At 71.6% G+C, this 17,534-nt stretch carries 19 protein-coding genes; 4 read left to right on the top strand and 15 right to left on the bottom strand.

All coding sequences use genetic code 11. The features are described from left to right. Positions 1-64: 64 nt before the first annotated feature. Together NUV38_RS05435 and NUV38_RS05430 are read right to left on the bottom strand one after the other, a co-directional pair. Positions 65-1,207 (bottom strand): acyl-CoA dehydrogenase family protein, encoded by a 1,143-nt coding sequence (locus NUV38_RS05435; RefSeq protein ID WP_257728142.1) that lies wholly within the window; start codon positions 1,205-1,207, stop codon positions 65-67. A gap of 37 nt (positions 1,208-1,244) precedes the next feature. Then, positions 1,245-2,396, bottom strand: coding sequence for a CaiB/BaiF CoA-transferase family protein (locus NUV38_RS05430; RefSeq protein WP_308219656.1), 1,152 nt, complete (start codon positions 2,394-2,396; stop codon positions 1,245-1,247). A 77-nt stretch (positions 2,397-2,473) separates the two neighbouring features. Between NUV38_RS05430 and NUV38_RS05425 the strand changes: the two genes are divergently transcribed. Further along, a complete protein-coding gene (locus tag NUV38_RS05425) occupies positions 2,474-3,262 on the top strand; it encodes an alpha/beta fold hydrolase (protein WP_257728141.1) in 789 nt (262 codons plus the stop codon). Positions 3,263-3,365: 103 nt separating this feature from the next. On the opposite strand, the gene NUV38_RS05420 is transcribed toward NUV38_RS05425, so the two are convergent. Next, a complete protein-coding gene (locus NUV38_RS05420) occupies positions 3,366-3,521 on the bottom strand; it encodes a hypothetical protein (RefSeq protein WP_257728140.1) in 156 nt (51 codons plus the stop codon). A 65-nt stretch (positions 3,522-3,586) separates the two neighbouring features. Further along, entirely contained in the window at positions 3,587-4,369 is a 783-nt protein-coding gene (locus NUV38_RS05415) for an AraC family transcriptional regulator (RefSeq protein WP_257728139.1), read from the bottom strand. A gap of 50 nt (positions 4,370-4,419) precedes the next feature. Between NUV38_RS05415 and NUV38_RS05410 the strand changes: the two genes are divergently transcribed. Continuing rightward, positions 4,420-4,836: a DUF2000 domain-containing protein gene (locus NUV38_RS05410; protein WP_257728138.1), complete on the top strand. Its 417-nt coding sequence runs from the start codon at positions 4,420-4,422 to the stop codon at positions 4,834-4,836. Between the two features lie 37 nt (positions 4,837-4,873). Then, on the top strand, positions 4,874-6,007 hold the full coding sequence (locus NUV38_RS05405; RefSeq protein WP_257728214.1) for an NAD(P)/FAD-dependent oxidoreductase: 1,134 nt from the start codon (positions 4,874-4,876) through the stop codon (positions 6,005-6,007). Here the strand turns inward: NUV38_RS05405 and NUV38_RS05400 are convergent. From NUV38_RS05400 to NUV38_RS05375, 6 genes are read right to left on the bottom strand one after another with little or no spacing between them, the layout of a single operon-like run. Next, a complete protein-coding gene (locus NUV38_RS05400; protein WP_257728137.1) occupies positions 5,985-6,968 on the bottom strand; it encodes an adenylate/guanylate cyclase domain-containing protein in 984 nt (327 codons plus the stop codon). The genes NUV38_RS05405 and NUV38_RS05400 overlap by 23 nt on opposite strands. 17 nt (positions 6,969-6,985) lie before the next feature. Further along, positions 6,986-8,014, bottom strand: a complete 1,029-nt coding sequence (locus tag NUV38_RS05395; RefSeq protein ID WP_257728136.1) for a LacI family DNA-binding transcriptional regulator — start codon at positions 8,012-8,014, stop codon at positions 6,986-6,988. A gap of 10 nt (positions 8,015-8,024) precedes the next feature. Next, the gene (locus NUV38_RS05390) at positions 8,025-9,455 is read right to left on the bottom strand and encodes a GH1 family beta-glucosidase (RefSeq protein WP_257728135.1); all 1,431 of its coding nucleotides are present in this window, start codon (positions 9,453-9,455) and stop codon (positions 8,025-8,027) included. Next, complete coding sequence (locus NUV38_RS05385; RefSeq protein WP_257728134.1) at positions 9,452-10,276, bottom strand: carbohydrate ABC transporter permease; 825 nt, start codon at positions 10,274-10,276, stop codon at positions 9,452-9,454. The genes NUV38_RS05390 and NUV38_RS05385 overlap by 4 nt, the downstream gene beginning before the upstream one ends. Continuing rightward, positions 10,273-11,229 carry a carbohydrate ABC transporter permease gene (locus NUV38_RS05380; protein ID WP_257728133.1) on the bottom strand — a complete coding sequence of 319 codons (957 nt, stop codon included), beginning with the start codon at positions 11,227-11,229 and terminating at the stop codon, positions 10,273-10,275. Before NUV38_RS05380 ends, NUV38_RS05385 begins: the two co-directional genes overlap by 4 nt. Continuing rightward, positions 11,226-12,488, bottom strand: a complete 1,263-nt coding sequence (locus NUV38_RS05375; protein WP_257728132.1) for an ABC transporter substrate-binding protein — start codon at positions 12,486-12,488, stop codon at positions 11,226-11,228. Before NUV38_RS05375 ends, NUV38_RS05380 begins: the two co-directional genes overlap by 4 nt. Before the next feature lie 171 nt (positions 12,489-12,659). Here NUV38_RS05375 and NUV38_RS05370 point away from each other — a divergent pair, with 171 nt between their 5' ends. Beyond that, on the top strand, positions 12,660-13,712 hold the full coding sequence (locus NUV38_RS05370) for an ABC transporter ATP-binding protein (protein ID WP_257728131.1): 1,053 nt from the start codon (positions 12,660-12,662) through the stop codon (positions 13,710-13,712). Here NUV38_RS05370 and NUV38_RS05365 read toward each other — a convergent pair. The 5 genes from NUV38_RS05365 to NUV38_RS05345 are packed head-to-tail and all read right to left on the bottom strand — an operon-like array spanning position 13,702 to position 17,508. Next, positions 13,702-14,715: an alpha-hydroxy acid oxidase gene (locus NUV38_RS05365; protein WP_257728130.1), complete on the bottom strand. Its 1,014-nt coding sequence runs from the start codon at positions 14,713-14,715 to the stop codon at positions 13,702-13,704. The two genes, NUV38_RS05370 and NUV38_RS05365, sit on opposite strands and share 11 nt — an antisense overlap. Positions 14,716-14,729: 14 nt before the next feature. Then, on the bottom strand, positions 14,730-15,470 hold the full coding sequence (locus NUV38_RS05360; RefSeq protein ID WP_257728129.1) for an amino acid ABC transporter ATP-binding protein: 741 nt from the start codon (positions 15,468-15,470) through the stop codon (positions 14,730-14,732). After that, positions 15,470-16,357 carry an amino acid ABC transporter permease gene (locus tag NUV38_RS05355; protein WP_257728128.1) on the bottom strand — a complete coding sequence of 296 codons (888 nt, stop codon included), beginning with the start codon at positions 16,355-16,357 and terminating at the stop codon, positions 15,470-15,472. Before NUV38_RS05355 ends, NUV38_RS05360 begins: the two co-directional genes overlap by 1 nt. After that, the gene (locus NUV38_RS05350) at positions 16,312-17,196 is read right to left on the bottom strand and encodes an ABC transporter substrate-binding protein (protein ID WP_257728127.1); all 885 of its coding nucleotides are present in this window, start codon (positions 17,194-17,196) and stop codon (positions 16,312-16,314) included. The genes NUV38_RS05355 and NUV38_RS05350 overlap by 46 nt, the downstream gene beginning before the upstream one ends. A gap of 27 nt (positions 17,197-17,223) precedes the next feature. After that, a complete protein-coding gene (locus tag NUV38_RS05345; RefSeq protein WP_257728126.1) occupies positions 17,224-17,508 on the bottom strand; it encodes a YciI family protein in 285 nt (94 codons plus the stop codon). Positions 17,509-17,534: the final 26 nt, after the last annotated feature.

Raw genomic sequence — 17,534 nt, 5'->3', positions numbered from 1 at the left:
GCCTCCGCGCTCCCCACGACGACGGCCGCCACGCACTGCGTGGCGGCCGTCGTCGAACGTGGGGTCAGAGGCCCATGCCGCGACCGATGATCTCCTTCATGATCTCGGTGGTGCCGCCGTAGATCGTCTGGATGCGGGTGTCGAGGTAGGCCTTGGAGATCGGGTACTCGCTCATGTACCCGTAGCCGCCGTGCAGCTGGAGGCACTTGTCGACGGTCTTCTTCTGCAGCTCGGTGGTCCACCACTTGCCCATGGCGGCGTCGGCGACGGTGAGGTCGCCGCGGTTGTGCTGCGTGATCGACTCGTCGACGAACACCTGCGCGATCCGCGCCTCGGTCTCCAGCTCGGCCAGCACGAAGCGGCTGTTCTGGAAGGAGCCGACCGGCTTGCCGAACGCCTTGCGCTCCTTGACGTAGTCGAGCGTCATGTCGATCGCGGCGCGGCACGCGGCCGCGGCGACCACGGAGATCGAGAGGCGCTCCTGCGGCAGCTTCTCCATCAGGTAGATGAAGCCCTGGCCGGGCTCACCGATGAGGTTCTCCTTGGGGACGCGGACGTTCTCGAAGTAGAGCTCGGCGGTGTCCTGGGCCTTCAGACCGATCTTGTCGAGGTTGCGGCCACGCTCGAAGCCGGGCGTGCCCCGCTCCACGGCGATGAGCGAGAAGCCCATGGCGCCCGCCTCGGGATCGGTCTGGCAGACGACCAGCACGAGGTCGGCGTTGATGCCGTTGGTGATGAAGGTCTTGGAGCCGTTGATCACGTACTCGTCGCCCTCGAGGACCGCGCGGGTCTTGATGCCCTGCAGGTCCGAGCCGGTGCCGGGCTCGGTCATGGCGATGGCCGTGATCATCTCGCCGCTGCAGAACTTCGGGAACCAGCGCGCCTTCTGCTCGTCGCTGGCGTAGGAGAGCAGGTAGCCGGACACGAGGTCGGTCTGGATGACGAAGCCGATGCCGCTCGCGCCGACCCGGGTGATCTCCTCGGACAGGATCGCGTTGTAGCGGAAGTCGTCGATGCCGCCTCCGCCGTGCTCCTCCGGCATCATGAAGCCGAGCAGGCCCAGCTCGCCGGCCTTCTCCCAGACCTCGCGGGGGACGATGCCGTCCTTCTCCCACTGGTCGTGGTGCGGCGCGATCTCCTTCTCGCAGAACGTGCGGACGGTGTCGCGGAAGGAGTCGTGGTCGGCGTCGAAGATGGTGCGCTTCATGGGGTCCTCTTTCGGTCTCTGCTGCGGGATGGGGCGTTCAGGCCTGGACGGCGACGCCGTCGGCGATGAGGGCGTCGACGTCGTCGATGCCCCAGGCGGTCAGGGCGTCACGGGTGCTGGCACCCGGGGCTTCGGGCGCGGACCCGAGTCGGGCCTCGGTGCGCGAGAAGCGTGGGGCCGGCGCGGGCTGCGTGGTGCCGTGGTGCTCCACGTAGGTGCCCCGCGCGACGTTGTGCGGGTGCTCGTAGGCCTCGGCCAGCGGGAGCACCGGGTGCACGCAGGCGTCGCTGCCCTCGAAGACCTCCACCCACTCGGCCTGGGTGCGGGCGGCGAACCGCTGCTCGATCCGTTCGCGCAGCTCGGGCCAGCGCTCGAGCTCGTACTGGCCGGGCAACTCACCCCCGAGCAGGTCGGTGAACGCGGCGAAGAACTGCGGCTCCAGCGGCCCGACGGACATCCAGCGCCCGTCGGAGGTCTCGAAGACGTCGTAGAAGGGAGCGGCCCCACCGAGCAGGTTGGTGCCTCGGCGCCCGTCCCAGCTGCCCGACTGCTGCATCGTGACGGCCATGGTCATGAGGTGGGCCGTGCCGTCGGTGATGGCCGCGTCGACGACCTGGCCCTCGCCCGTGCGGCGTGCGTGCAGCACCGCGGCCAGCACGCCGGCCACCAGGTAGAGGGAGCCGCCGCCGAAGTCACCGAGGAGGTTCATCGGGAACGTGGGGGCGTCGCCGGGTCGGCGGCCGATCGGGTCGAGCGCACCGGCGACGGCGATGTAGTTCATGTCGTGGCCCGCGGTCTGGCTGAGCGGTCCGTCCTGGCCCCACCCGGTCATGCGGCCGTAGACGAGCGCGGGGTTGCGGGCCAGGCAGGCGTCGGGGCCGATGCCGAGCCGCTCGGTCACGCCGGGGCGGAAGCCCTCGAGCAGCACGTCCGCGGACTCCACGAGCCGCAGCACCGTCTCGACGCCGCGGGGGTCCTTGAGGTCCAGCGCGACGGACGGTCGACCGCGGCCGAGCAGGTCCTGCTCGGGGGTCGTGAGCTGGAGGCCACCGCCGCCGGGGCGGTGCACCCGGACGACGTCGGCGCCGAGGTCGGCGAGCATCATGGCCGCGAAGGGGCCGGGGCCGATGCCCACGATCTCGACGACGCGCACGCCCTGCAGAGGCCCTGTACCGGAATTTATCGTCACAGCACCATTGTGACAGTTCTACTGTCACAGTGTCGAGAGGGTGTCGAGATACCGTCGGTATGTGGCACCATGCTGCCGTGCATCCTGATCTCGCCTACACCCGACGCGGCACGCCCGGCGCTCCCCCGCTCGTCCTCCTGCACGGCATCGGCCACCGTCGCCAGGCCTGGGACCCGGTCCTGGACGACCTCGCCCGCGACTACGACGTGATCGCCCCCGACCTGTCCGGGTTCGGCGAGTCCCCCGCCTTCGCCGGCGGCGTCCGGTACTCCATGGAGAACGCGTGCGAGCACATGCTCAGCCAGTTCGAGCGGTGGGGCGTCTCCAAGCCGCACGTCGTGGGCAACTCGCTCGGGGGCGCCATCGCGCTCGAGCTGGGGTCCCGCGGTCTCGTCTCGTCGGTCACGGCGCTCAGCCCCGCCGGGTTCTTCGGACCCGTCAACCGGTTCCAGGCCCTCCTGCCACTGCTGCTCATGCGGCTGTCGGCGCTCCTCACGCCGGCTCGACTGCTCCAGCGCCTGGCCGCCGACCTGCGCGGGCGGCGGGCCATCGGCGCGATCCTGTACGCCCGGCCCGAGCGCCACGACGCCGACCACACCTACGGCGACTCGCTGGCCCTCAAGCACGCGACGGCCTTCGAGCGCACCGCGAAGGAGGGCGTCGTGTACCGCTTCGACCGACAGGTGCCGGTCCCCACCACCGTCGCGTGGGGCACGAAGGACAGGCTGCTGCCCTACGCCCAGGCCGCCGTCGCGAAGTCGCGCCTGCCCCAGGCCCGTCACGAGCCCCTGCCCGGCTGCGGTCACGTGCCGATGGCCGACGACCCCGAGCTCGTCCTGAGGCTGATCCGCCAGACCGCGGTCTAGACATGCAGGAGGCCCTAGCGCCTCATTCCCGTACCGACGCGGACGTTCACGGCCCCCCACGGCCAAAGCGAGGGCCCCCGGGGTCACGCTCCATGGCACCCATTCAACGTTCGTCAGGCTTCAAGAACCACGTGGCGACGCCACCGATCAGACGTACCGCGACCTGGAAACCGTCTCGCTGGACCACGCCGACGAGTGCGAAGACGATGCAGATGGCGATGAGGAGGCGCCGGAAGAACTGCGCGTCCCAGGTCTGCACGAGCCGACCTTACCTACCGCATACCGGAGCCGCCGGGACGCATCACACCACCACGCCGAGCTGCACTAGGCCTGCCCGGCGAATCGGGCGGGCGTGGTGCCGACCGTCCGACGGAAGTGCCGGGTGAGGTGGGCCTGGTCCCAGAACCCGGATGCGGTGGCGGCCTCCGCCGCGGGGACGCCGTGCAGCAGCAGCGCGCGGGCCCGGTCGACCCGTCGGCCCACGACGTAGCGGTGCGGCGGCAGACCGTAGGCCCGCTGGAACGCCCGCGCCAGGTGCGCCGGTGAGCGGCCGAGCAGACCCGCGGCCTCCTCGAGGGTGATCCCGTCGACGACGTGGTCGTCGAGCACGTCGCGCAGTGCCCGCGCGGCCGGGACGTCGGCAGCAGCGGGGATCGCCTGCCGGCCCGAGCCGAGCACGACGTCGCGCAGACCCAGCAGCAGCGACTCCGCCTGCCAGGTGTCCTCGGGTCGGGCGAGCACCTCGTGAAGCTCCTCGGTGAGTGCCCGGGCCGCGGCACCGGGCAGCACCGGACGGTCCACGGCGTGGCCGGTCACCGACGCCGGCAGCCAGGCGGCGTCGAGGTAGAGGACCCGCTTGCGGAAGCCGTGGTCCTGCGAGGCGGACCGCCCGTCGTGGGTGACGTGCGGCGGCAGCAGGCTGACGTGCCGCTCGGGCGCCGTGCGCGCGTGCCGGTCGAGGTCGTACGCGACGCATCCCTCGTCGATCAGCAGCACCGTCCACGTGTCGTGGGTGTGCGCCGGGTAGGCGTGCGAGATCATCGTCGCGTGGAACACCTCGCGGACCAGGGGGGCCTGCGGCGCCCAGGCACGCACCTGCTCGGCCATGTCAGGAACGTACAAGACCGCACCCGGGTCGGGGGCGGATCGTGGTGGTCATGGAGGACATCCGCTTCGACACCAAGATCGCCGTCGTCCTGCGCGACGACCTGCTCCCCTGGCAGGAGCTCAACGTGACCGCGTTCCTCGTGAGCGGGATCGCCGCGAACCCCGAGCTCCTCGGCGAGCCGTACGAGGACGCCGACGGGCAGCGCTACCTGCCGCTGCTGCGCCAGCCCGTCGTCGTCCTGACCGCCGACGCCGCGACCCTGTCGCGCGCCCACGCGAAGGTCGTGTCCCGAGGACTGCCCCTCGCGGTCTACACCCACGCGATGTTCTCGACCGGCCACGACGCCGCCAACCGCGCGGCCGTCGCGGCCGTGCCGACCGACGCGCTCGACCTCGTGGGGATCGCGGTGCACGGGCCGAAGAACGCGGTCGACAAGTCGCTGAAGGGTTCCCGACTGCACGGCTGACGGGCATAGACCCGCATCGGCGGGTGTTCTCGTGGACGTGGAGGTCCTCGAGAGCGTGGTGATCGGCGCCGGCCAGGCCGGGCTGTCCGCGTCGTACCACCTGGCCCGACGCGGGGTGCGGCACGTCGTGCTCGACGCCGACGACGCGCCGGGCGGTGCGTGGCAGCACCGCTGGGACGCGCTGACCATGGCCGACGTGCACGGCGTGGCCGACCTGCCCGACGCGCCCGTGCCCCCGGCCGAGGGTCACGAGCGGGCCAACGTCTTCGTGCCCGCCTACTTCGCCGCGTACGAGCGGGCGCACGACCTGCCGGTCGAGCGACCGGTGGCGGTCGACCGGGTCGAGTCGGTACCAGGAGCAGGGGGCGACCTCCTGGTCGTCCACGCCGGTGACCGCACCTGGCACACCCGGACCCTGGTGAACGCCACCGGGACCTGGCGGCGGCCGTTCGTGCCGCGCTACCCCGGCCAGGAGGTCTTCGCCGGCGAGCAGCTGCACACGGTCGACTACCCCGGACCGGAGCACTTCCGCGGCCGGCGCGTCATGGTGGTCGGCGGCGGCGCCTCGGCCGTGCAGTTCCTCGGCGCGCTGCGGCCGGTCACCGACACCCTGTGGGTGACTCGCCGCGAGCCCGTGTGGCGCACCGAGCCCTTCGACCCCGAGGCGGGCCGCGAGGCTGTGGCGATGGTCGAGGAGCGGGTCCGGGCCGGGCTCCCGCCACGCAGCGTCGTGAGCGTGACCGGGCTGATGCTGCGCGAGCAGGAGGCCGAGGCCGAGCGGCTCGGCGCCTACGAGCGGCTGCCGATGTTCGACCGGCTCGTGGCGGACGGCGCCGTGTGGGGCGACCACCCGGCGGGGGTGCCCTTCGACGGAGCTCAGGAACCACCGGGCCGCGGGCGGCAGACGACGAGGTTCGAGCCCGTCGACGTGATCCTCTGGGCCACCGGCTTCCGCCCCGACGTCGACCACCTGGCGCCGCTGCACCTGCGCTCACCCCGGGGTGGCATCCAGCTGGGTGCCTCGCTCGCCACGTCGACAACGTCCACGGCCGACCCGCGGGTGCAGCTGGTCGGCTACGGCCCGTCGGCCTCGACGATCGGGGCGAACCGCGCCGGACGCGCGGCCGCGAACGCGGTGGTGCGGACGCTCAGCTCTCGCGTGGACGCTTGAGCGACCACGGCTCCAGGTGCTCGTAGCCCTTCACCGAGACCCGCCGCGTGCGACGCAGCCGGAAGTCGTCGTGGTCGAGCAGCTCGGCGAGGTCGTGGTCGACGAGGACGCGCGCCGGGCGCGCCACCGAGGTGAGCCGCGCAGCGATGTTGACCGTCGAGCCGAACACGTCGCCCAGGCGGGCGAGGACGGGCCCGTGGGCGAGCCCGACGCGGACGTCGGGGAACTGCTCGTCGGCCTCGGCACGCTCGACCAGCTCGAGCGCGAGCAGCGCGGCCTCGGTCGGGTCGTCCACCGTGAACAGGGCCTCGTCACCGATGGTCTTGATCACCTGTCCGCCGTGCTGCACCACCAGCTCGGTGACGACCCGCTCGAACCACTCGACCATCGCACCGAGCGCGCGCGGACTCATCTGCCGGCTGCGCGAGGTGTACCCGACGATGTCGACGAACCCGACGACGAGCTGGCGCTCGGACTCCGATCGCACGTCGCGCAGCGCGATCCGCGACGCGGTGGCCAGCAGGTGCCGCCGCCACACGTAGCCCTGCACCTCCTCGACCATCGGGATCACCTCGGCCAGCACGTCGAGCGGCGGCTGACCCCCGTCCTCGGTCTGCAGCACCCCCAGCAGGAGCCGCGTCTGCCAGTCGGCGAGCCGGGCGAAGGTGCGCCCGAGCGACCGGACGAACTGCGGCAGCCGGTCCTCCTCGAGCACCCCGAGGTCGATCAGTCGCTTCGTGACCTTCAGCGCCGCGACGTCGGCCTCGGTGAACGCGACCTTGTCGTCCTCGACCTCCGGGAAGCCGAGGTAGCGCCACAGGTCGTTCGCGAGGTCGAGGTCCATGCCGGACCGCTCGGCCACCTCGCGCTGCGTGAGCGTCGGGCCGCCGTCGAACAGGAAGTCGGCCGCGACGTCGATGAGCAGGCTCGGGTCGAACGCTGGCTGGTCGGACGTGCTCACGCCCGCATCGTAGGGGCTCAGGCGCTGTCGCGGGAGACCAACGCGGGAGGGAAGACGACCTGCTCGGGCTCGCGCTCCCCGACGTCGGCGAGCTGGTCGAGCAGCAGCCGGGTGGCTCGCTCGACCATCTCGCCCACCGGGTTGCGCACCGTGGTGAGGGTCGGCGAGGTCCGCTCGGCCACCTCGAGGTCGTCGTACCCGACCACGGCGACGTCACCGGGAACGCTGCGGCCCGCCTCGGCGAGGGCGCGCAGGGCACCGGCCGCCATCAGGTCCGAGGCGGCGAACAGGCCGTCGAGGTCGGGGTGCTCGGCGAGCAGCGCGCGACCCGCCGCGAGGCCCCCGGACTCGGTGAAGTCGCCACGCCGCACGGCCGAGGCCGACAGACCGGCGCCCTCCACGACCTCGCACCACCCGGCGAGCCGGTCGGCGCCCGCGGCCATGTCCGCCGGTCCGGCGATCGTCGCGAGCCGGCGCCGACCGCCGTCGAGCAGTCGCTGCGCCGCAAGCCGTCCACCCGCGACGTTGTCGGTGTCGACCCACGACAGGGTCTGCACCGCGGCCCAGGGCCGACCCACGAAGACCGCCGGGAGGCCGAGACCGCTGAGGTGCTCGGCCAGCCGGTCGTGCCGGTGGTGCGAGACGACGAGGGCGCCGTCGATGTTGCGTCGGCTCAGGTACCGCAGGAGGCGGCCCTCCTCGCCGGGGCGGGCGAGCAGCAGCACGAGCTGCAGGTCGCGCTCGTCGAGCACGCGGTTCACGCTGCGCAGCGTGTGGCCGAAGAACGGGTCGGCGAACACGCGCTCGTCGGGCTCCGGCACCACGAGCGCGACCGCGTCGGTGCGACGCGTCACGAGGCTGCGCGCGGCCGGGTTGGGCCGGTAGCCCAGGGTGCGGACCGCCTCCTCGACGGCGGTCAGCGCCCGTGGCGACACCCGATGACCGCCGTTGATGGCGCGCGACGCGGTGGCACGCGAGACGCCCGCGAGCCGGGCGACCTCGTCGAGCGTCGGGGCACCACCGGGTGCCGTCAGGTCCTCGCTCACCCGTCGCACGTTAGAGGATTCCCTCCGCCGCCACGCGGGAGTACCAGAGAGCGCTCGACTTGGGCGTGCGCTGCTGGGTCTCGTAGTCGACGTGCACGATGCCGAACCGCTGGTCGTAGCCGTAGGCCCACTCGAAGTTGTCGAGCAGCGACCACACGAAGTAGCCGCGCACGTCGACCCCCTTCTCGATCGCCGCGTGGACCGCCCGCAGGTGTCCGGCCACGAACGCCAGGCGCTCGGGGTCGTCGACCGTGCCGTCGTCGGCCACGACGTCGGGGTAGGCGGCGCCGTTCTCGGTCACGTACACGGCCGGCAGGTCGTAGTCGTCGTTCAGCGCGACGAGCAGGTCGGTGAGTCCCTCGGGCTGGACCTCCCAGTCCAGACCGGTCACGGGCAGCCCCCGCCGCGGGAACGTGATCGCCTCGCCGCCGGGATAGGGCGACGTGGTCTCCCGGGAGGGGTGCCGGATGCGGGAGCCGAGGAGGTCGGCGTCGCGGTGAGGACGGCCCGACGCCGCGTCGCCGTGGTAGTAGTTCACGCCGAGCACGTCGATCGGTGCACCGATGAGCGCGAGGTCGCCGTCGCGGATCGCGGACTGCCACGGGTGCCCGCGCCAGCACAGGCCCTCGGTGAGCTCGTGGATCTCCTCGGCGTAGGAGCCGCGCAAGATCGGGTCGAGGAACACCCGGTTGAACAGGTGCTCGACCCGGTGCGACGCGGACACGTCGGCCGGCTCGGTCGGGTCGAAGGGCTCCGGCACGGTGAGGTTGAGCGTGATGCCCACCTGCCCGCCCTCCCGCCCGTCGACCCCGCGGCGGCGCAGCTCGTCGACGACCAGGCCGTGGCCGAGCATCAGGTGGTGCGCGGCCACGAGTCCCGCCACACCCTCCTGCCGTCCTGGCGCGTGCTGGCCGCCGGTGTAGCCGAGGAAGGCCGAGCACCACGGCTCGTTCAGGGTGGTCCAGTAGGGCACGCGGTCGCCGAGGGCGTCGTGCAGTGTCAGGGCGTAGTCGGCGAACCGGTGCGCGGTGTCGCGGTTCGTCCAGCCGCCGGCGTCCTCGAGCACCTGCGGCAGGTCCCAGTGGTAGAGCGTCACCCACGGGGTGATGCCCCGGTCGAGCAGCGTGTCCACGAGCCTGGCGTAGAAGTCGACACCGCGCTGGTTCGGCTCCCCGCCGTCGGGCCGGACGCGTGCCCACGACGTGGAGAAGCGGTAGGCGTCGAGGTTGAGCGATGCCATGAGGTCGACGTCCTCCTCGACCCGGTGGTAGTGGTCGCACGCGACGTCGCCGGTGTCGCCGTCGAGCACGGCTCCCGGGACCCGCGCGAACGTGTCCCAGATCGACGGCGTCCGGCCGTCCTGGTCGTGGGCTCCCTCGATCTGGAAGGCGGCGGTGGCCGACCCCCAGAGGAAGCTGGTGGGGAAAGGTGTCTCGGTCATCCCTTGACGGCTCCTTGCATGATGCCGGCGACGAGCTGTCGGCCGGCGAGGACGAACAGGATCAGGAGGGGCACCGTCGACATGGCCGACCCGGCGAGCACCAGGGCGTAGTCGGTCGACTGCCCCTGCCCGGTCAGGGCCAGCCGGTCGAGCGCCAGCTGCAGGGTCTCGGTCCGCTGCAGCGCGACGAGCGGCCACAGGTAGTCGGTCCAGACCGTCATGAACGTGAAGACGAACAGGATCGCCATCGCAGGCCGCCCCGCCGGGACCGCCACCGTCCAGAAGGTCCGCAGCATCGAGCAGCCGTCCATGCGGGCGGCCTCGAGCAGCTCGTCGGGCACGGCGTCCACGAGGTACTGGCGCATGAAGAAGACGCCGAAGGCCGTCACCAAGGTGGGCAGCGCCACCGCGACGAGCGTGTCGAGCAGCGCGTAGTCGCGCATCAGGATGAACAGCGGCACCATCGCCAGCTGCGTCGGCACGGCCATCGTCAGCACCACGAAGCCCATGAGCGCGTTGCTGCCGCGGAACCGCAGCTTGGCGAAGGCGTAGCCGGCGAGCGTGGAGAAGAACACCACGGACGTCGCGCACGCCGTGGACACGACGAGGCTGTTCACCATGGCCTGCCAGAACTCGACGGTGTCGAGCACGCGGGCGGCGTTCTCGAGGAAGTGCCCGCCGGGCAGCAGGGGCGGCGGGAACGAGGTGGCGCGCTCCCGCGTGTGGGAGCCGATGACGACGGACCAGTAGAGCGGCAGCGCGGAGCCGATGACGAACGCGGCCAGCAGGCCGTAGGTGAGGAAGCCCGGACGCCTGGTCATCGCTCGCTCCTTCGCGTGGCGGCTCGGACGACGAGGAAGTTGACCAGCGCGATCGCGACGATCACGAGGAACAGCACCCAGGCGGCCGCGGAGGCACGTCCGTAGAACTGGTCCTCGATCCCGCGGGCGTACACGTAGAGCGTCGTCGTCATGTACTGCTGGCTCGGGCCGCCCTCGCGTGCCGGGGTGTCGTCGAAGAGCCGCGGCTCGGTGAAGATCTGCAGTCCGCCGATCGTGCTGGTGACGATGACGAAGATCATCGTGGGGCGCAGCAGCGGAAGCGTGACGGAGAAGAACTGGCGGACCCGACCGGCGCCGTCGAGCGCAGCCGCCTCGTAGAGGTCGCGCGGGATGGCCTGCATGGCGGCCAGGAAGATGAGCGCGTTGTACCCGGTCCAGCGCCAGTTGACCATGCCGGCGATGGCGACGTGGCTCCACAGCCGCTCGACGTGCCAGCGGATCGGCTCGAGGCCCAGCTCGGTGAGGGCGGCGTTCACGAGGCCGTACCGGTCGGCGAACAGGCTGCCGAAGATCAGGACCGCCGCGGTCGGGGCCACCACGAAGGGCAGCAGCACGCTCATGCGCCACAGCCCGCTCGCCCGCAGCCGGGTGCTCAGCAGGGCGGCCACCAGCACGGCGATGACGACCTGCGGGATCGTCGACAGCACGAAGATGCTGAAGGTGTTGACCATGGACCGGCGGAACACCGGGTCGGCGAGGACGAACCGGAAGTTGTCGAGGCCGACGAACTCACCGCGCGAGTACGCGAGCCGGTCCCAGTCGTGCACGGCGAGGAAGCCGGTGTAGACGAGGGGGAAGAGGCCGACGAGCCCGAACAGGACGAAGAAGGGCGAGACGTAGAGGTACGGCGCCAGGCGCACGTCCCACTGGGACCGCCGCGCCCGGCGGAGGAGACGTCGCTCCTCCACCGGGCGCTCGAGGGTCGTGGTCACTGGAGTGCCTTCACCTCCGAGACGAACGAGGCCCACGACTCGTCGGGGTCGGTGCCCTGGTCGACCCGGTTGATGGCGTCCTGGAACTTGGTCAGGATGTCGGAGTAGAGCGGTCCGTGGAACGGCTGCACGTCGATCGCGTCGGCGCGCGAGGAGAAGATCTCACCGACCGGCGCGTCGTTGAAGTACTCGTCGGTGACCGACAGCAGGTCGGGACTCTCGAGCGCCTCCACCTGCGACGGGAAGTTGCCGAGGGTCTCGAAGATCGTCAGCTGCTGCTCCGGCGCCGTGATCCAGGCGGCGAACTCGCGGGCCGCGTCCTGCTTCTTCGACGTCTGCGGGACCGCCAGGTAGGAGCCGCCCCAGTTGCCACCACCGCCGGGGAACACGTCGGCGATGTCCCACACGACGCCGTCGGGGGCGGGGTCGCCGGTGTTGTCCTTGATCGGGTTGCGCATCCAGCCCGGGCACGGGATCGTCGCGAAGCCGTCGCGCGCGAAGCCGGCGTTCCAGTCGTCGCTCCACTGCGCCGTCTGCGTGGAGAGGGAGTCCGAGCGGCTCGTGACGTCCTCCCAGACCTTCTCGAGCTCGGGGTTGTCGACGTCGACCGAGCCGTCCTCCTGCTCGAACGGGTACTCGACCTGGTTGAGCATGGCCTGGGCGATCGAGCCGGACGCGTCGTACCAGGCGACGTCCGGGCTGGCCTTCGTGAACCGCTCGCCGAGGGCGAAGTAGTCGTCCCAGGTGGACATCAGGGCGGCCACCTCCTCGCGGTCGCTCGGGAGGCCGGCCTCCTCGAACAGGTCGGCGCGGTAGCAGATGGCCTCGGGCCCGGCGTCGGTCGCGTAGCCGAGCAGGGCGCCGTCGGCGGTGGTGGCCTCCTTCTCCTTGAAGTCGAGCCAGCGGCCCTTCACGTCGTCGCTGGCGAGGTCGACCCAGCGGTCGGGGGCGGCGACGATCGCGGGCATGAAGTCGCCCTCGACCGCCACGACGTCGGGCAGGCCGGTGCCGGCCTGCAGCATGGTGTTGAGCTCGTTCTTCCAGTCGTCCCACTTGGAGACCTTGGTCTGCTTGACCGGGGTGTCGGGGTTGTCCTCGTTCCACTGCTTCACGAGGTCGTCGTAGCCGAACTCCCCGAACGTGGTGAGCTCGATGGTGCCGGTGGCGTCGTCTCCGCCGCCGCCACCACCGCAGGCGGCGGTCAGGCCGAGGGCGGCCGTGGCCAGCCCGAGGGCGAGTCGGTGGGTGGTTGTGCGCACGATGGTCTCCTGGGGGCGGGGTGGGGAAACACCCCTCGCCCAGTCGGGTGAGAGCGCTTCCATGATGTGATGGCCGTCACTGTGCCGCGCTCGACGGGGATTTGTCAACGCTCACCACAAAATGAATGGAAGCGCTTCCACTTCGCCGCCCGATGTGATGCACTGTGAGCCATGACACAGGTGCGGTACGTCCAGGCCCGACACACGTACCCGGGTGCCGAGCGCCCGGCCGTGGACGACCTCGACCTCACGGTCGACGACGGCGAGCTGCTCGTGCTCGTGGGTCCGTCGGGCTGCGGGAAGTCCACGTCGCTGCGGATGCTGGCCGGGCTGGAGGAGATCAGCGGCGGCAGCATCTGGATCGGTGACCGGGACGTGACCCACGTGGCGCCGAAGGACCGCGACATCGCCATGGTCTTCCAGACCTACGCCCTGTACCCCCACCTGAGCGTGGGCGAGAACATGGCGTTCGCCCTCAAGGTCGCCGGCGTCCCCAAGGCCGAACGGGCCGCACGGGTGGCCGAGGCCGCCACCATGCTGGACCTCACGAAGGTCCTCGACCGCAAGCCCAAGGCCCTCTCCGGCGGCCAGCGCCAGAGGGTCGCGATGGGCCGGGCGATCGTGCGGCAGCCGCAGGTGTTCTGCATGGACGAGCCGCTCTCGAACCTCGACGCCAAGCTGCGGGTCTCGACCCGGACCCAGATCTCGGCCCTGCAGCGTCGCCTCGGCACCACGACCGTCTACGTCACCCACGACCAGGTCGAGGCGATGACCATGGGCGACCGGGTCGCCGTGCTGAACGACGGCGTGCTGCAGCAGGTCGACACCCCGCTCGCGCTGTTCGACCGGCCGGCGAACCTGTTCGTCGCGGGGTTCATCGGGTCACCGTCGATGAACCTGCTCCAGCCCGACGTCCTCGACCTGCCCCTCGACCGCGCGGCGGTCGCCCGCGCGGGTGCCGACGGCGTGACGCTCGGGCTGCGGCCCCAGGCGCTGCGGCTCGCCGGGCCGGAGGAGACCGGTCTCGACGTCGTGGTCGACCTCGTCGAGGAGCTGGGGTCCGAGGCCTACCTGTACGGCCGTCCGCCCGCCGGCGGTCAACGCGTCGTGGCCCGGATCGACGGGCGTGCCGGGATCGCCCCCGGCGAGAAGGTCACCCTCGTCGCGGACCCCGCGGCGGTGCACGTGTTCGACACCGCGTCGGGCGAGCGGCTCAGCGCCTGACGAGGAAGGAGGGGTCGAGGTCCTCGGCGCGAGGGCAGCCCAGCAGGGCCAGCGTCGAGTCGAGCTCGGCCACCAGCTGGTCCAGCACGGCCTGCGCGCCCGCCGCACCCCCGCGCGCCAGGCCCCAGAGCACGGGCCGTCCGACCAGCGCCGCGTCGGCACCGAGGCACAGCGCCTTCGCCACGTCCCAGCCCCGCCGGATGCCTCCGTCGACGAGCACCGCGGCCCGACCGTCGACGGCCTCGACGACCGGGGGCAGCGCCTCGGCCCCGGTCAGCACGGTGTCGAGCTGGCGACCGCCGTGGTTGGACACGATCACGCCGGCCGCCCCCACGTCGACCGCCCGAGCGGCGTCGTCGGGGCGCAGGATCCCCTTGAGCAGCAGCGGCATCCCGGCGGCCTCGGCGAAGGTGTGCACGTCGTCCCAGGTGAGCGTGGGGTCGTGCATGGCGAAGATCTGCTCGGTGGTGAGCGGGGCGCCGCCGGGGTTGAGCGCGATCGGGTGCGTGACGCTGAACCCGGTGCGCTTGTCGCGCTCGCGCCACCCCGCCACGGGGAAGTCGACCGTGAGCACGAGCGCCTCGTAGCCGGACTCCTTCGCCTCGGCCACCAGGTCGAGCGAGACCTGCCGGTCCTTGAACACGTAGAGCTGGAACCAGCGGTCCGGGCCCGCCACCTGGGCGACGTCGGCCGGCGACGTGGTGGTCTGCGACGACAGCACGAACGTGGAGCCGGTGGCGGCCGCGGCCCGGGCCGTGCCGCGCTCGGCGTCCTCGTGGGCGTGCCGCTGGTAGGCCATCGGCGCCACCACGACCGGGTGCGCGCGACGTCGGCCCAGCAGGTCGACCGACAGGTCCCGCTCGCCGACGTCGACGAGCACCCGCGGTGCGAGGCGCACGTCGCTCCAGCTGGTCTCGTTGGCGCGCAGCGTGATCTCGTCGCCCGCCCCGCCCGCGAAGTAGCCGTGCGCTCCCGCGCCCAGCAGGTCCTCGAGATCCTCCATGCCGTCAGGCTAGGTCAGGCGCGGAACCGCGCGAGGAAGGCCGCCGTGCGCGGGTCCTGCGGGGCGTCGAAGAGCTGCTCGGGCGGGCCGATCTCGACGATCTCGCCGTCGGCGAGGAAGGCCACGACGTCGCTCGCCTCGCGCGCGAACGACATCTCGTGCGTGGCCATGACCACGGCGATGCCGTCGGCGCGCAGACCGCGGACGACGTCGAGGACCTCACCGACCAGCAGGGGGTCGAGGGCCGACGTGATCTCGTCCAGCAGCAGGACCTCGGGATCCATCGCCAGGGCGCGGGCCAGCGCGACCCGCTGCTGCTGGCCACCGGACAGGGAGTCCGGGTACGCCGACGCCTTGTCGGCCAGACCGACGCGGTCGAGCAGGGCGAGGGCCCGCGTCCGGGCGTCGCCCTTCGACACGCCCCCTGCCCTCGTCGGTGCGAGCACGAGGTTCTGCAGCACGCTCAGGTGCGGGAAGAGGTTGTAGGCCTGGAAGACGATGCCGATGCGGCGTCGGATCGCGTCGACGTCCACGCGGGGATCGGTGACGTCCTGCTCGGACCCGGCGTCGTCGGCCAGCCAGACGGTCCCGTCGTCGACGGTCTCCAGCAGGTCGATGCACCGCAGCAAGGTCGACTTCCCGCTGCCGGACGCGCCGATGAGGCACACGACCTGGCCGGGCTCGACCACGAGGTCGATGCCCCTCAGCACCTCGGTGGAGCCGAACGACTTGCGCAGCTGCTCGATCCTCAGCATCAGGCACCCGCCTCCCTGCGCATGCTGCGGATCGACAGCCAGTCGGCGACCCGCGCGATGACGATGGTCGCCGCGATGAACAGCACGGCGGAGACCACGAGCGGCGTGAACACGAAGTCGCGGTTCGAGATGATGTTGGCCTGCCGCAGCGCCTCGACCAGGCCGATGGTCGACAGCAGAGCGGTGTCCTTCTGCAGCGACACGAAGTCGTTGAGCAGCGGCGGCACCTGGCGGCGCAAGGCCTGCGGCAGCACCACGTGGCGCAGGGTGCGCCCGTACGACAGTCCCAGCGCGCGGCCGCTCGCCCACTGCGTGGGGTGGACCGACAGGATGCCGGCGCGGATCACCTCGGCCACGTAGGCGCCGTAGCTGAGCGTCAGGGCGACGACACCGAGCCAGAACAGGCTGGTCGGCAGTCCGGTCAGGTTGAGCGCCGGGACGCCGAACCCCACGAGCAGCACGACCAGCAGCGTCGGGGTACCACGGAAGACGTCGGTGTACACCGTCGCGATGAGGCGCAGCGGCGCCATCGCCGGCGACGGGACCACGCGGACCACGGCGACCACGAGGGCCACCACCAGGATGAGCACCTCGCAGACGAGGAACAGCCGCACGTTGAGCCAGAAGGCCTCGGCGATCGGCCCGGCGGAGTCCTTCGCGTCCTGCCAGTCGAAGAAGGTGCGCTGCACCCGCTCCCAGCCCGGCGCGTTCAGCACCACGACCGCCAGCACGGCAAGCACCACGAGCGTGGAGCCCGCGGCCACACCACCACGCCGCAGGGCCCGCGCGCGGCGGAACCGCTCGCGGGCCTGCTGGCGCTCGCTGGTCTGGTGGTGGGTGCTCAGGACTGGCTCAGCTCGGGCACGTCGACCTCGGTCGACAGCCACTGCGTCTGCAGCTTCTCGAGGGTGCCGTCGTCGGCGAGCGCGTCGACGGCGGCGCTCACGCACGGGGTCAGCGGCGAGTCCTTGTCGAGCAGCAGGCCGAACTCCTCGGACTCACCCGTGCGCGGCTCGAACTGACCGACGAGCGTCGCGCCGTCGAGCTCGGCGCCCACGAGGTAGAACGCGGTCGGGACGTCGGCGATGATCGCGTCGACCTGGCCGTTCTGCAGGGCCTGCGCGGCCTTGGAGGTGTCGTCGTAGACCAGCGGGTCGGAGGCCAGGTCGAGCTGCTCGGTGGCCTCGAGCGACGTCGTGCCGACCTGGGCGCCGACCTTCGCGTCCTTCAGGTCGGCCAGGCTCGTGACGTCGGCGTAGTCGGAGTCCTCGAGGGTGATGACGCCCTGCTGGGCCTTGTAGTACGGGCTGGAGAAGTCGACGACCTTCTCCCGCTCGCTCGTGATCGAGAACTGGTTGATGTCGAAGTCGAAGGCCTTGTCGCCCGGCTTCACGGCCTCGTTGAAGCCCTGGGTGATCCACGTGATCTCGTCGGGCCCGAAGCCGAGCTTCTCGGCGACCGCGCGGGCCACGGCACCCTCGTACCCCTTGCCGTTCGTCGGGTCGTCGTCGGTGAACCACGGCTCGTAGGCGGGGGTGTCGGTGGCGATCGTCAGGGTGCCGGCCTCGTGGAGGTCGAGGTCGTCGCCCTGGCACTGGTCCAGCGAGACGGCGCCGGCGGAGTCGTCGGAGGAGTCCGACTCGTCGGCGGGGGCACAGGCGGTGGCGAGGGCGAGCGTGGCTGCAGCAGCGGCAGCAGCGGCCATGGGGAGGGGGGTCAGGCGCATGGGCGAAATCGTACGGCGCGCCCGTCGTCAGGCCGTGAAGTGCCCGGACAGTGAGCCGAGGATCGGCTTCCAGTCGCGCACCACGTGCTCACCGACGAACCCTGCAGCCACGAAGGGGTCGGCGGCCACGAGGGCCTCGACCTGCTCGCGCGAGTCGGCGCGGAACACCAGCACCGCCTCGCGGCTGTCGGACGCCGGGCCGCTGATCAGCAGCTCGGGCAGGTTCGCGAGGTAGTCGCGGTGCTCGGTGCGCAGCGTCGCGAGCTGCTCCTCGGGCGCTCCGTAGGTGTAGGTCACGGCGAAGATCGACATGCACCTCACTCTAGGCGTCGCAGTTG

Source organism: Aeromicrobium sp. 50.2.37, from assembly GCF_024655735.1.
Lineage (GTDB): Bacteria > Actinomycetota > Actinomycetes > Propionibacteriales > Nocardioidaceae > Aeromicrobium.
Note: the sequence above shows the minus strand (reverse complement) of the source record. Positions and strands in the feature narration are given on the sequence as shown.